Genomic DNA, 13,007 nt, shown 5'->3' on the forward strand with positions numbered 1-13,007 from the left:
TGCGCCAGCTGAACGTTTGGCACTCGTCCCGGCTGGCGCAAAGGTTATTGGTTGCTTAAAAAATGCTCGAAGTCTTCTGTCGCCAAAGGCTTGCTGAACAGATAGCCTTGACCGTGTATACAGCCGTTTTGCTGTAGCGCTTCTACCTGATCATCCAGCTCGATGCCTTCTGCGATCACATTCATTTGCAGGCTATCCGCAATCGTGACGATGGCTTTGACGATCGCCTGACTCTCCTGATTGTGATGAATATCTCGGATAAACGAAGCATCGATCTTGATCGTATCAACCGGCAGCCTCTTGATATAGCTAAATGAGCTGTAGCCCGTTCCAAAGTCGTCGATCGAAATATGAATCCCTGCCCCACGCAGTTGCTGAAGAACGACTGTCGCTTCTTCCATTTTGACAAAAATGCTCTCCGTGATTTCCAGCTCAAGCCACTCTGACGACAGTTCCAGCTCTTCTAGCGTCGATGTAATCATCTCCACAAGATCCTTTTGGAAAATTTGCCGTGCTGACAAATTCACTGACACCTTGAGCAAGTGCCCCTGGTCGTGCCACTTTTTATTTTGTTTGCAGGCCTCTTTCAAAATCCATTCTCCCAATTCGATGATCATTCCGGATTCCTCTGCAATCGGGATGAACTTGCCTGGAGAAATGACGCCTAATTCCGGATGAACCCATCGCACGAGCGCTTCCATGCCCGTCAAAATCTGTGAGCCGATATCCATCTTCGGCTGGTAGTAGACTTGGAATTGCTCATGCTCGATTGCTTTGCGCAGCTCGTTTTCCATCAAAATACGTTCCAGCGACTTGGCCTCCATCGTCGGATCGAACAGAGAATATCCGTTGCGTCCCTGTGACTTGACCGAGTACAAAGCGGTATCTGCGCGTTTCAACAAATCCTCTGCATTTTCTCCATCCTGTGGAAACATAGCAATCCCAATGCTGCTTGAGATCGTCACCAAATGCCCGTTCAGCTCGAAAGGCTTTTGCAGCTGACTCATGATCAGCTCGGCGACAGCCTCCGCTTGTTTGGAATCCGTCAGTTGGCAGAGTAAGATTGTAAACTCGTCACCGCCAAGACGTGCGACGCTATCACCCGGTTGGACACATGCCTGCAGACGCTTTGCTACCTCGATCAGGAGCATGTCACCTACGTCGTGCCCGAACGAATCATTGATATCTTTAAATCGGTCCATATCGAGAAACAGGACAGCCATGTTCGATTGAAAACGCTTGGCCTGCATGATTTCCTTGGTCAATTGCTGTACGTACATCCGACGATTGGGCAGATCTGTCAGGGCATCGTGGTACGCCAAATGATGGATGGTTTCCTCCGATTGCTTGCGCTCGGTAATATCACGCGTGACGAGAATCAGACTGGACACATTGCCTTCTTCGTCGATAATCGGATTGATCTTGGATTCTGTCCAGATCGGCGTCTCCCGTTTGGTCTTGATCCGACACTCCGCCATATAGCCTTTTCCCGTGGAATATGTGTATTGGATCGCATAGCCCATGATTTCCCTGTCTTCATCCGCAATCCACTCCAGCAAATTTTGGATCTGCTCATCCGGAACATCGTGTTCCCACAGTGTTTTATGGGAAGGAGAAAGGTAGAGAAAATCTCCATCTGCATTAATCATAGAGATGATATCGGATGTATTTTCCGCGATGATTCGGTATTTTTCTTCACTTTTCATCACGTCTTCTTCCATTTGCTTGCGTGCCGTGATGTCACTGCGAATGGAGACATACTGATAGATTTTTCCCGACTGATTGACGAAAGGCACGATTGTGGTATCGACCCAGTACAAAGAGTCATCCTTGGCTTTGTTCCGGATTTCCCCTCGCCAGATCTGACCCGAACCGATCGTCCCCCACATTTGCTTGAAGAAATCTTTCGGATGATGACCGGAATTCAGTAGCCGATGATCCTGCCCGATCAGCTCGCTGCGACTGTATTTGGATATTCGGCAAAACTGGTCGTTGGCACTCTGAATGATCCCCCGGTGATCGGTAATCGCTACAATCGTTGATTTGTCCAACGCTTTTCTGACATCAGCTAGCTCTAGTAACGCTAGCTTCAGTTTCTCATCTTTTTCTTGCAAGAGGTCTTCCCATTCTTGCGGTGAGAGTTCTATGACTGCTTCGTTTCTCATCTATCTATCCCCAGATCCCCTATATTTTCAACCTTATAAAAAAGACCCTTATAAAAAAAGACCCTTTCCCAAATGGACTGGATCAATTTTGATTCAGGTAAGATTTTCTAGTACAAGTTGGCTTCATTGTATCATGGAATAGGTAAAGATCAACGGCTACGTCTGGCAGTTTTTGCAACATTTTTGCAAACGTTTTGCCCTTGTTTTCCCTGATGTGATCGGAGTGAGCGTATTTTCAAAGCGGAAACAAATTGAATTTTTGGTTGATCTTGCAAAGTGGTTTGTGATACCATGAATACACTTTACAACGAGCGGAGGGTTACGTGTGGCTAATTAATTTCCGATGTTTTTGCGCCCATTCAAATAAGCGCAATAAGACTATGCCTCGTGCGTAGTAATCGGAAACTGGTTTGCCCATGCGGTAACCCATATTTGTTTTTTCACGATGAGGAGACGACACCTCTTCTTTCTATTTGCGTGCGTCTTGTTCTCCTCCCTTTCCGATTACTGTTAGCACAGGCAGCCTTGCCTGTGTTTTTTATTTTTATTTTTGGAGGGAAACAATCATGAGCGAACAAATACTTTCCGTCGATGGAATCGAACTATGTGTAGAGAGCTTTGGTAATCCAAAGGATCCTGTTATCCTGCTGGTGATGGGGGCGACCGCCTCGATGATCTGGTGGGAAACCGAGTTTTGTCAGCTCTTGGCCGAAAAAGGGCACTTCGTCATCCGTTACGACAATCGGGATGTCGGCCGTTCTACCACTTACGAGCTTGGTTCTCCTGGATACACCTTTGAAGATATGGCCGATGATGCCGCGAGCGTGCTCGACGCCTTTGGCTGCAAGCAAGCCCATCTCGTCGGAATGTCCATGGGCGGACTGCTTACACAAATATTTGCGTTGCGTCACCAAGACCGAGCCCTATCGATTTCGTTGGTGATGACTTCTAATTTTGCACCTGATCTACCACCCATGGAGGAAAAAGTAGTCGAATTCTTCTCGAATGTCGGAAGCCTAGATTGGACGGATGAGCAAGCTGTCGTCGCATCTGCGGTCGAGAAGTGGAATATCCTGAGAGGCTCCAAGCATCCATTTGACCAGCAAAAAACAGCAAGACTGGCGCTAGAAGAAGCGCGCCGCGCACGCAATTTGGCAAACATGAACAACCATGCCTTGGTGACTGGCGGAGAGTCCTATCTGGTAAGAACGCATGAAATCCCGCAACCCGCTTTGGTCATCCACGGCACAGAAGATCCGATCATCCCATATTCGCATGGCGTCCATCTCGCCAACACCATTCCGGGTGCAACGCTCCTGACACTCACGGGCACGGGACACGAGCTGCATGAAAATGACTGGAATGCTATCATTGACGCGATTTCTGCCCACGCTGCATCCGTGAAGTAACCTACGAATCTGAAAAGACCAGTCTTTCCCTTCTATCTAGGGGGACTGGTCTTTTTGATACATCTTGTGCCTAAATGACGTTATTTTCCTCCAGCTGCCGGATGGTCTCTTCTGAATACTCCAGCTCCTTACAAACGAACCAAAATGCTCTGATTCAAATCAGCGACCGAATTGCTACCGGACAATGCCACTGATACGTCCAGCTCGTTTAGCAATGTATCGAGTACGCTCGCCACACCTTGTTCACCCGCAACGGCCAGACCAAACATAAACGGACGTCCGATCAGTACGGCAGTAGCTCCCAGTGCGATCGCCTTGACCACATCTGCTCCTGTGCGCACCCCGCTGTCCAAGAGAACCGGGATGCGTCCTTCTACCGCTTCGGCAATTGCTGGCAACGCATCCAGTGTGGAAATCGCTCCATCAAGCTGACGTCCTCCGTGGTTGGACACGATGATTCCATCTACGCCGCGTTCCACAGCGATTTTTGCATCGTCTGGATGCAGGATGCCTTTGACGAGAATTGGCAGGCTGGTATGCTGGCGCAAGTAGTCAATGTCATCCCAGTTGAGAGTAGGATGGTAAATATTGCGGAGCACTTCCTCGACCGCATTCTCTGCGTTTACCTCAGACAGTCTGGAGCAGAAAACCGGATCGCTGATGTAGTTGGCCAGTCCTTTTCCTTCTCGCAGTGGCGAATAGCCGTTGCGGAAATCTCGGCGTTTCCAGCCGAGCATGACGGTGTCAACTGTCAGCACAATCGCGGAATAGCCCGCTGCCTCCCCACGTTTCACCATGCTGGCGCACACTTCGCGATCATTGGACCAATACAGTTGGAACCAGCGAGGAGCGTCACCCATCGTTTCCGCAATCTGCTCCAGCGTATGTGCCGACACTGTGCTGACCACCATCGGTACACCAGCAGCCGCTGCCGCTCTTGCTGTCGCCAATTCTCCTTCTGGATTGGCAATGGCTTGCATGCCTACAGGTGCCAGCATAACGGGTGTTTTCAATTGCTGTCCAAAAAGCTCTATGCAAAGAGACCGCTCGGAAACATCCCGGAGCATCCGCGGCACGATCGCCCATTTGGAAAATGCCGAGCGGTTGGCAGCCAATGTCTCTTCTGCTCCCGAGCCCCCTGCGATGTAATCAAATGGACCATCTGGCAAAAGCTCACGAGCTTTTTGTTCCCAGTCCTCGATTGAGATCGGGAGTGCTTGTGTTTCCTTGTTCACCCGCGTAAAAAGCAAGCTTTCTTTGGTCTGTTCTGTTCTTGCCATCTTGTATCCTACCTTTCCGTTTTAGCGAAACTGTGGCTTTCGCTTTTCCAAAAATGCATGCACGCCTTCCTTGTAGTCGTCCGAATCAAACGATTGCAAGACTAGTGTGGCAATTTCTTCGTTTTCTTCGGTATGCCCCTCCAGAATTGCCTGCACCATTTGCTTGGCGCCGCGCACGGACACTTGTGAACGCTTGGCAATCAACGCGGCGAACTCATACGTTATGCTCACGTTTTCACTGCTGTTGTAAATGCGATCGATGAGACCAACTCGATACGCTTCGTTCACATCGTGCGTCCTGGCTTCAGGTCGACGAGTCTTTTGGTACTAGTTAAATTATAGACGATTCCCAGCTTGGATGGGGTGATTGCAAAAATTCCATCCTCTGCGCTGAAGCGGAAGTCACGCGAGAAAGCGATGTCGAGCCCGCCACCTACCGCGTAATTCTGGTCGATCGTACAAAAAAACAGCAGGCGCAAAAGGCACCTACTGCTTTTGGATTCATCAAGAAGTCGTCTCCGCCACATTGCTCCGAAGCCTTGAACGGAAGATAAACTTGATCAAGGAAGGAACGACGAGAAAGATAAACAAAGTCCGAAACAGCTGATAGCAGATCACCACAGACAAGTCAGCGTCGACTTCCTTTGCGATAATCCCCATCTGATCCATCCCGCCCGGGGAGAGTCCCAAAAAGGCGGTTATAAACGGCACCGGATGAAGCAGAGTGAGCAGGTAGCTCAAGCCAAGCGAGCAGGAAATTAATACAGCCCCACTCAGAATAGCCAACACCGCCATGGCGAGCTTGTTCTTTAGCTGTTCCGGTTTTAGCAACAGTCCGATATAGCCACCGATCATGAGTTGGCACACGTTTAAAAGTGTGGAAGGCAGTGCTGGCCCTTCATATCCGTTTAAATTGATCAGAATGGTGACGATCATGGGCCCCAAAAAGATGGCCGATGGGAGGTGGATCTTCTTCCCCAAGAGCGCACCAGCCGTACACGCTGCTGCAAAGAGAAAAATGTGCGGGTACAGTCCGCTCCAGCTAGCTGATGCTTTCATGGCAACCACTTGCTGCCCCATCCCTTCCAAGCCGAAAAACGGACTAAACACAAGCAGCGGCACAAAGAAAATAATCATCAGCAAGCGCGAGACCTGGAGGAACGTGACGACCGTCAGATCCACTCCCTTGATCTCTTCCGCAAGGGGAATCATCTGAGTAAGTCCGCCGGGTATGCTCCCCATCAAGACGGTGGGAAAAGAAATTCCAGAAAATTTGGATACCAAAAAGGCAATACCGGTCGAACCGAGCAGCAGCAAAGCCGTCAACAGGATCATCAATGGCAGCTGCTGACCGATTTGTTTCATCGCCTCCATCGTAAAGGAAAGGCCGATCGTATAGCCGATCATGATCATGCCCGAATTCCGTACGACTCCCGGCCAGAACGGGGTAAACGATTTCCACAGTTTGGTGACGATCAGGACGAACATCATCGGACCGAGCAACCACGGAATAGGCATATGCACCCATTGAAAGATCAAGCCGCCCACAACAGCGATGAGTAAGGTAATCAGGAACGAAACAAAGCGATTGCCAGTCATTTTACTGCACCGACGCAGCAATTTTCTCGAGCCGTTTTTTAACGTCGCCCTTGTAAATACCGCCATGGTAGCAAATCACTGTTTCGATCGGTAATGCAGCCAGCTTTTTCAAAGAGCGAAGGGCCGCATCCATATCAGGCGTGACTTGTGCTCGTGGCCCCTGCAGCTCTCCGTTTGCGATAACCATCGCGTCTCCCGCGATCAGCGTTTGGCTGGCTTCGTGATACAGACAAATGTGACCCGGCGTATGTCCAGGTGTATGAATGACTTGCAAGCCTCCCCCAAATGGAAGTACTTCTCCGTCCGTTACGACGCGAGTGACATTCGCTCCCGTTTCTGGAGAAAAGGCTTTTTCAAATTCCTCGCGTTGCTTTTCTGGCAGCGCTTGGAGAATGGCACCGCGCATCTCAGGGGGCAGCTTGAGAATAGGGGTATCTCCGTCGATACTTGCTTTGTCGTCTGCGTGCGCATATACATTCAATGGTTGAGATGCCTCCGCTAAAAATTGCGGCAGACTTCCCACATGGTCGATATCTTGATGGGTCAAAATAACAGAATGCAGATTGCTTGTGGAAATTCCGGCCTCTTTAATCTGATTCAAGATGGTTTCGTAGCAGCCAGGCATCCCGGTATCGATCAGCACACAAGCATTCGCATCATACACGACCGTAGGATTGATGACCATGGTGTTCCCACCCATGCCAAGTGTAAGGGGCAGCATTTCTAGTCCTTCAGCAATTTTCATTGGTTATACCCTCCTGTTCACCGTCCTAAAAAACTTACGAGTTCATTATATGACTCGTGAGTTTTTACTGTCAATTCCATATATTGACCTTACTTTTGTGGCATGTCAGAATACGGAGGGGTGAGTCAAATGGATGATGGAAAAAAACAGCAGATCCTGCAGATAGCCATGGAAGTCTTCAAAGAAAAAGGCTACACCGCTGCCTCTATGCAAGAAATCGCGGAAGCCTGCGGGATGGCAAAAGGCAGCATCTACAAATATTTTCCTTCGAAAGAGGATTTATTCACCGAGGTCTTTGTAGCCTGTCATCAAGCCATGTTCGATCAAGCACGGGAGATGGACATCGCAAGCCGAGCCTACAATCTGCCTCCCAAAGAGCGGTTGCGTCAAAACATACAGTTTCAGCTTCAGTACATGCTGGAAAATTACTTTTTCATGTTTGAATTCAAAGAGCTTCCCATCAAGGAAAATGAGAAGTTCATCGTTGCCTGGAAGAAAAAGAGAGTCACCCTCTTGACCTGGCACAAGGATTGCTTTTTAGAAGCCTACGGCACTCGCATAGAGAGCTACGTGTGGGATATTGTAACCATTTTCAGAGGCATTTTGCGAGAGTATTTGAGTCATTCCGTTCAAAAAGTGATCGCACTCCCGATGTCCGATCTGGCTGGTTTTATCGTGGAGCGAATCGATGCGATTGTAAACGATATGCTGCAATCCAGCACAAAACCGATCTTGAGAGAAACGCATGTGTATTTTAACGATCTGAATCCGGTCGATGCACAGACCCAGCAGCAATCTGTACGCGATTTTTTGTATTCTTTTACGATCAAAGTACAAGAACTTGCAAAGCCCGAGCCTATTCGTCGAGAACTTCTGGATGTCATCGGTCTTTTGCAAAAAGAGCTGGATCAAGAAGCCCCCAATCAGACACTCGTTCATGTGTTTACGACCTATTTGGAAACGGTCCCGGAGCTTCGTCCTTTCGTTCGCCAGCTGAATCTGTTGCTCTAATACAAAAACCACCCTATGTTCGGGTGGTTTGTTTGCATGGGATTACGCCTTGTTTTGTACAAGCTCGCTTTTCAAACGATTCAACTGGCGGAAATGATGACGATAATGCATCGCGACCAACTGGAACCATTCCACTCCATTCAACGGCCCAAAAGCGGGATGAGCGATTTTACCTTCGGGAGAAATCTCGTGCAGCTGCGACTCCACCGCTTGCATACGGGCTACGACTGCTTTCATTCCCTCTAGGATCTGCTCTTTGCTCTCTGGCTGGGACGGGGTGTATTCAGGGGAAGGTGGCACTTGAACGCGAACCGGCGGAAGTTCCCCATTGGCAAAAACAGTGTTGCCGATCTCGCTCTTTTCCCCTGTCGTCACCCCTGAACCGCTGCGGCACTTCTCGACATTGGACAGTTGCATGTAGAGTGCAGATTGATACAAGTGAACGTACATCTGCCCAATCGACCATTCGCTTGGATTCGGCTGTAGCGTCAAATCCTCGAGCGAAAAATGGTTCAGCTCTTCTACGTAGCGAGAGGTGCTCTCTTGCAAGCTCTTAAGTACATCTGTTGTGTTCATTTATTCCAACTCCCTTTCGTTTATAATCTGATCATACAAAAACGCTACTGACAGCATTATGTCAGTAGCGTTTCGTCATTTTTTCAATTTCCTCACGAACTTGATTGCGGAAAGATTCCGGTTCCAGTACCTCGATGTTGGCTCCCCAGCCCAATACCCAATGCATGACTTCCTCTGTTTGTCTCACGCGCAAAGTAACAAGCAGGCCATCTGCACAGTCCTCCCATGCTTCGAGATAAAAGTAGTTAGACTCCTTTATTCTGTGGGCGATCTTGTGCTGCGCAAACAGACGCACGTACGTCTTTCTGTCATCTACCGGCTTGTATTCATGCAGATTAAAATTCGCCGGGCGCTGATAGCCTTCCTCGCTTACCTTTAGTTCACTCATCCGGGCCAATCGGAAATGTCGAAGGTCACCGCGCAGATCGCAATGACCGATCATCATCCACGATCCGTTGATGAGAGACAGACCGTACGGCGAGACGACACGAACACTATCCCGGTTGCCATCCTCTTCCGCCATACTTTTGCGGTAATGAAACGAGACCTTTTTGGCATCCAGCAGTGCTTGCCGTATCGTGTCTACCCGTTCCTTTTCTTGCTTCCCTGCAGGGGAGTCGGTGTCAAAGGAAAGTAGCCGCATCGTCGTCAGGATGTTGGCGGCTTCTTTGCGCACCTGCTCCGGAAGCACTGCTTCAATTTTGCTTCGAGAGCTTCGCGCCCTTTTCTGATAGCGCGAATCGAACTTCTGCTCGACAAAGTGTGCTCCAATCAGTAACGAAACAGCCTCCTCAACGGTAAAGCTGACGGGCGGAAGAAAGTATCCCTCCATCAAGGAATAACCGACTCCCGGTTCTCCTACAATCGGAACATTCGCTTCGCTGAGCGCCTGCATGTCCCGATAGATCGTTCGTACGCTCGTTTCGTAGAGGGCTGCCATATCCTCCGCTCTTACGACATCCTTGCGTTGCAGCTCCAGCATGATGGCTAAGAGACGATCTGTTTTATTCATGTTTTCCCCTTCCTCTCCCCTCGCGAAAACAAAGAAACCAGTCGAGCACTCAATGGAACGCGCAGACTGGTCTTGGCAGGATGGACGTAGTTTTCCTTCACGGACGTGCGATCAACCGCAGCAGCATATCGACTTCTGGAAGGCGATACCCGCCGATTCCTTGAGCATTCACTACCATGAGACCCGAGAGAACAGATAAATAGGAGGAAATCAGCTCCTCTGGATTCCCATCGACGATCTCGCCTGCTTGCTGGCCATCTCGGAATAAGGGCAACAAGCGCTCGATGAACGCATCCATATCATTTTGATCAATGAGCTCCTTCACTTTTTCCGGTACACCCTCCGACGTTCGTGCGTGATGGATCAGCATAAAATAGGGCGTGCCACTTTCGTCAAGTATCTCCATTGTCAATGCTCTGATTTTTTCGATGGGAGATCCCGGCAGATCATAGATGCTGCTCATGGCCTCTTCTGCTCCCACCATGGCATCCTCAACGAGCATCGTGAACAGCTCTTCTTTGGACGTAAAGTAATGGTAAAGCAGACCATGACTGATACCGGCTTCAGCCGCGATCATGCTCATTTTTGTCCCGATGATTCCACGGCGGGCAAATACTTTGATAGCTGCCACTATGATTTGATCTCTTCTTTCATCGCGAATCTGGTGCAATTGTTCCTCGTTTAAAGGCGCCAATGAATGGTTCACTCCTTGAAAGGGATGATTTCTTCCAATACCTCCGCCAATGGCCGACCGGATTCCCCCGATAATTCCGCAAGTAAGTATTGTCCTTCCTCACTTGCGTTGAGAATATCCGCTACCATTTGCGGATTGAAGATCGCACGTGGCGAATGATATAACGTATTGACTGTCCAGTATAATCCATAAAGCTGAAAATTTTTCTTGGTCGTCGCCTCTTTCAGCAACATATTCATGACCTTGCTGCCAAAAGTAATCCCCTGTAAAGGTTCGGACGCAGCGTACGTGACACCTTCCCACTGTAAATCGGCAGCGCAATTCAACCACCAAGCCGGTTCAATCACATCTTGCAAGTGACGCAGTACACGCAGCTCGAATCCAGCTTTGGGGTGATTTCGCTGTTCTCGCAAGCAGGAATCCAGCTTTTCTGCTTCGATGGCAGCTACTGTCATTCCCTGACCGAAAATGGGATCAAAAATGCAAAAGGCATCCCCAAGCACGAGCAATCCCGCTGGCCAGCTCTCCATTTTTTCATAGCGATGTCGATACAATTCAGGTACGCGATAGCCTTTTACTTCCGAGACCGGCTCCAAGCCCTCTAACACTTCTGCAATCAAAGGGTTGGGAAGCTCAGCAATGGCCTGTTTATAAGCTTCGGCATTCGTCGGTGGAAACTGCCCGCCAGGTCGATAGAGCAGCACTTCTGCTACCTGATTCTCAATAAAGGAGAATACCCCCGTGAACGAACCAGTTTCAGGCTGACCTGCAATATTGATGACATCCCATTGCTCGGTGAGCTGTGTCAGATGGGGAGGAACCTGATAACGTTGTGTGCTGTACCCGAGGTTTACTTTCAAAAGATCAGGGCGGGGTACTTCATAACCCATGTCAGCAAGCCACTGTGGCAGCTTGGAGAAGCGTCCGCTCGCATCTACTACCAAATCAGACGTGAATGTTGTCTCCTGCTCTAATGATCCTCGTTCCCGAACGACCACACCCGTAATGGTACAAAGATCTGCAGACGTGCTCAAACGAATGACATCATGCCTCGCAAGAAACTGTACATGGGGAATTTTCTGTACGCGACTGCGAATGACCCATTCTAGCACGGCCCGACTAAATTTGATATCGTTTCGCTGATAAGGTCCACTCATAATTCCATATTGATTTTGGTTATAAGCCGTTTTGTTTAGGGATGACGGAGCCCCATTTGCTACTAAATCTTCCTCGAAACCAGGAAAAAAACGCTCCGTTATCATCTTACCACGTTGGGTGAAACGGTGGGGGTGAAAAGCGTGCGGAGTACCCAAACGATCCTCGGGCTTTTCGGGCAGCTCATCTTTTTCTAGGATCCATACCTCGGCATAGTAATCGGACAATACTCTCGCCGTCAGTAAACCAGCCATACTGCCTCCAATGATAATGGCTTTTCCTTCTTTTTGAATGTCGGTCAAAATAATCGCTCCTTTATTTCTTACTGGAATTTTAGATTGACTCAATCAATCAACATCAGAGACAAAGGAAGTGGACCACAAGCCCAGAAAGTACGTAGTGTTTTTTGATTGACTAAGTCAGTCAATTGTAAATTACTTCTTTTTTTGCTTTCTGTCAACAGAAAAAAATGCCCCTTTTAAATATTTTTTGTATTTTACAAATCTACTAACAAGTCAAAGCCGAGAAATCAGAGGGGATCCCCCGATTGTCTCGGCTTCGTGTGTGTAACCTGTTCCAAAAAATTATTGTGCCGTATACCCGCCATCTACCAAGAGGCTCGTACCGGTGATAAAGGAAGCATCGTCACTAGCCAGGAACAGAACGGCTTTGGCTACTTCCTCTGGTTTCCCCAGACGTCCCATCGGATGCAAGCCGACGAGATGCTCATTCATCGCCTCGTTACGTCCAGCAATCAACGGAGTATCGATATAGCCTGGGCATACTGCATTGACGCGGATGCCTTCTTTGGCATAGGTGATACCCAAGGTTTGGCTCAGCAGCTTCACGCCTCCTTTTGCAGAGGAGTACGCGGTGACGCCTGCTTTCCCTGCATGGCTATGGATGGAACCGCAGTTCACGATCGCCCCACCGCCACCTTGCGCGAGCATTTGATCGATAACGTATTTGTCGCAGAGGAATACCCCTGTCAGGTTGATGTCAATCGTACGACGCCAGTCATCCATGCTAAGCTGATGGGCAGGTGCGTCCTTGGCAATCCCTGCATTGGCAAACAGAATGTCCACTCTGCCGTATTTCGCTACGGTAGCACTGACCATGTGCTTGACTTCTTCTTCGTTGGTCACATCTGTTTTCACAAACAGGCTGTCAAAGCCTTCTGCGTTTAGCATATCCGACAGCTCTTGGCCGCGTGGAGAAAAGTCGGCAATGACGACTTTCGCCCCTTCACTCGCAAACAAGCGGACAGTCGTTTCTCCGATCCCGCTTGCTCCCCCTGTTACGATCGCTACTTTATTCGCAAATCTCATATTGTTCCCCTCCTTGTTCTTTTGGTTTCCTGC

13 protein-coding genes are annotated in these 13,007 nt (G+C 49.1%); 2 read left to right on the forward strand and 11 right to left on the reverse strand.

What is annotated here, in order from left to right:
• Window positions 1-44 precede the first annotated feature (44 nt).
• Window positions 45-2,165 carry a sensor domain-containing protein gene (locus AN963_RS25680; protein WP_055747356.1) on the reverse strand — a complete coding sequence of 707 codons (2,121 nt, stop codon included), beginning with the start codon at window positions 2,163-2,165 and terminating at the stop codon, window positions 45-47.
• A gap of 566 nt (window positions 2,166-2,731) precedes the next feature.
• Between AN963_RS25680 and AN963_RS25685 the strand changes: the two genes are divergently transcribed.
• Entirely contained in the window at window positions 2,732-3,574 is an 843-nt protein-coding gene (locus AN963_RS25685) for an alpha/beta fold hydrolase (protein ID WP_055747357.1), read from the forward strand.
• Window positions 3,575-3,702: 128 nt separating this feature from the next.
• Here the strand turns inward: AN963_RS25685 and AN963_RS25690 are convergent, their stop codons facing one another.
• Genes AN963_RS25690 through AN963_RS25710 form a run of 5 tightly spaced genes read right to left on the reverse strand, consistent with a single transcriptional unit; the run spans window position 3,703 to window position 7,198 of the window.
• Complete coding sequence (locus AN963_RS25690) at window positions 3,703-4,854, reverse strand: alpha-hydroxy-acid oxidizing protein (protein WP_055747358.1); 1,152 nt, start codon at window positions 4,852-4,854, stop codon at window positions 3,703-3,705.
• 21 nt (window positions 4,855-4,875) lie between these two features.
• Window positions 4,876-5,142 (reverse strand): enoyl-CoA hydratase-related protein, encoded by a 267-nt coding sequence (locus AN963_RS25695; RefSeq protein WP_055747359.1) that lies wholly within the window; start codon window positions 5,140-5,142, stop codon window positions 4,876-4,878.
• A complete protein-coding gene (locus AN963_RS25700) occupies window positions 5,139-5,333 on the reverse strand; it encodes a hypothetical protein (RefSeq protein WP_055747360.1) in 195 nt (64 codons plus the stop codon). The genes AN963_RS25695 and AN963_RS25700 overlap by 4 nt, the downstream gene beginning before the upstream one ends.
• 25 nt (window positions 5,334-5,358) lie before the next feature.
• Window positions 5,359-6,453 (reverse strand): AbrB family transcriptional regulator, encoded by a 1,095-nt coding sequence (locus tag AN963_RS25705; RefSeq protein ID WP_055747361.1) that lies wholly within the window; start codon window positions 6,451-6,453, stop codon window positions 5,359-5,361.
• A 1-nt stretch (window position 6,454) separates the two neighbouring features.
• Window positions 6,455-7,198 (reverse strand): MBL fold metallo-hydrolase, encoded by a 744-nt coding sequence (locus AN963_RS25710; protein WP_055747362.1) that lies wholly within the window; start codon window positions 7,196-7,198, stop codon window positions 6,455-6,457.
• Window positions 7,199-7,327: 129 nt separating this feature from the next.
• On the opposite strand from AN963_RS25710, the gene AN963_RS25715 reads away from it, so the two are divergent.
• Complete coding sequence (locus tag AN963_RS25715; protein WP_055747363.1) at window positions 7,328-8,209, forward strand: TetR/AcrR family transcriptional regulator; 882 nt, start codon at window positions 7,328-7,330, stop codon at window positions 8,207-8,209.
• Between the two features lie 42 nt (window positions 8,210-8,251).
• Here the strand turns inward: AN963_RS25715 and AN963_RS25720 are convergent, their stop codons facing one another.
• From AN963_RS25720 to AN963_RS25740, 5 genes are all read right to left on the reverse strand, one after another.
• Window positions 8,252-8,785 carry a DinB family protein gene (locus tag AN963_RS25720; protein ID WP_055747364.1) on the reverse strand — a complete coding sequence of 178 codons (534 nt, stop codon included), beginning with the start codon at window positions 8,783-8,785 and terminating at the stop codon, window positions 8,252-8,254.
• Window positions 8,786-8,846: 61 nt separating this feature from the next.
• Complete coding sequence (locus AN963_RS25725; protein ID WP_055747365.1) at window positions 8,847-9,797, reverse strand: helix-turn-helix transcriptional regulator; 951 nt, start codon at window positions 9,795-9,797, stop codon at window positions 8,847-8,849.
• A 97-nt stretch (window positions 9,798-9,894) separates the two neighbouring features.
• Window positions 9,895-10,491, reverse strand: a complete 597-nt coding sequence (locus tag AN963_RS25730) for a TetR/AcrR family transcriptional regulator (protein ID WP_055747366.1) — start codon at window positions 10,489-10,491, stop codon at window positions 9,895-9,897.
• Between the two features lie 8 nt (window positions 10,492-10,499).
• Window positions 10,500-11,900: an FAD-dependent oxidoreductase gene (locus AN963_RS25735; protein WP_055747881.1), complete on the reverse strand. Its 1,401-nt coding sequence runs from the start codon at window positions 11,898-11,900 to the stop codon at window positions 10,500-10,502.
• A gap of 330 nt (window positions 11,901-12,230) precedes the next feature.
• Window positions 12,231-12,974, reverse strand: a complete 744-nt coding sequence (locus tag AN963_RS25740) for an SDR family NAD(P)-dependent oxidoreductase (RefSeq protein ID WP_055747367.1) — start codon at window positions 12,972-12,974, stop codon at window positions 12,231-12,233.
• Window positions 12,975-13,007 lie beyond the last annotated feature (33 nt).

The sequence above is a fragment of the Brevibacillus choshinensis genome (genome assembly GCF_001420695.1).
Lineage (GTDB): Bacteria > Bacillota > Bacilli > Brevibacillales > Brevibacillaceae > Brevibacillus > Brevibacillus choshinensis.

Excerpts from the sequence above, each read along its gene's own strand:
- AN963_RS25680 (WP_055747356.1), bottom strand. The coding sequence starts at position 2,165 with ATGAGAAACGAAGCAGTCATAGAACTCTCACCGCAAGAATGGGAAGAC.
- AN963_RS25685 (WP_055747357.1), top strand. The coding sequence starts at position 2,732 with ATGAGCGAACAAATACTTTCCGTCGATGGAATCGAACTATGTGTAGAG.
- AN963_RS25690 (WP_055747358.1), bottom strand. The coding sequence starts at position 4,854 with ATGGCAAGAACAGAACAGACCAAAGAAAGCTTGCTTTTTACGCGGGTG.
- AN963_RS25705 (WP_055747361.1), bottom strand. The coding sequence starts at position 6,453 with ATGACTGGCAATCGCTTTGTTTCGTTCCTGATTACCTTACTCATCGCT.
- AN963_RS25710 (WP_055747362.1), bottom strand. The coding sequence starts at position 7,198 with ATGAAAATTGCTGAAGGACTAGAAATGCTGCCCCTTACACTTGGCATG.
- AN963_RS25715 (WP_055747363.1), top strand. The coding sequence starts at position 7,328 with ATGGATGATGGAAAAAAACAGCAGATCCTGCAGATAGCCATGGAAGTC.
- AN963_RS25720 (WP_055747364.1), bottom strand. The coding sequence starts at position 8,785 with ATGAACACAACAGATGTACTTAAGAGCTTGCAAGAGAGCACCTCTCGC.
- AN963_RS25725 (WP_055747365.1), bottom strand. The coding sequence starts at position 9,797 with ATGAATAAAACAGATCGTCTCTTAGCCATCATGCTGGAGCTGCAACGC.
- AN963_RS25735 (WP_055747881.1), bottom strand. The coding sequence starts at position 11,900 with ATGGCTGGTTTACTGACGGCGAGAGTATTGTCCGATTACTATGCCGAG.
- AN963_RS25740 (WP_055747367.1), bottom strand. The coding sequence starts at position 12,974 with ATGAGATTTGCGAATAAAGTAGCGATCGTAACAGGGGGAGCAAGCGGG.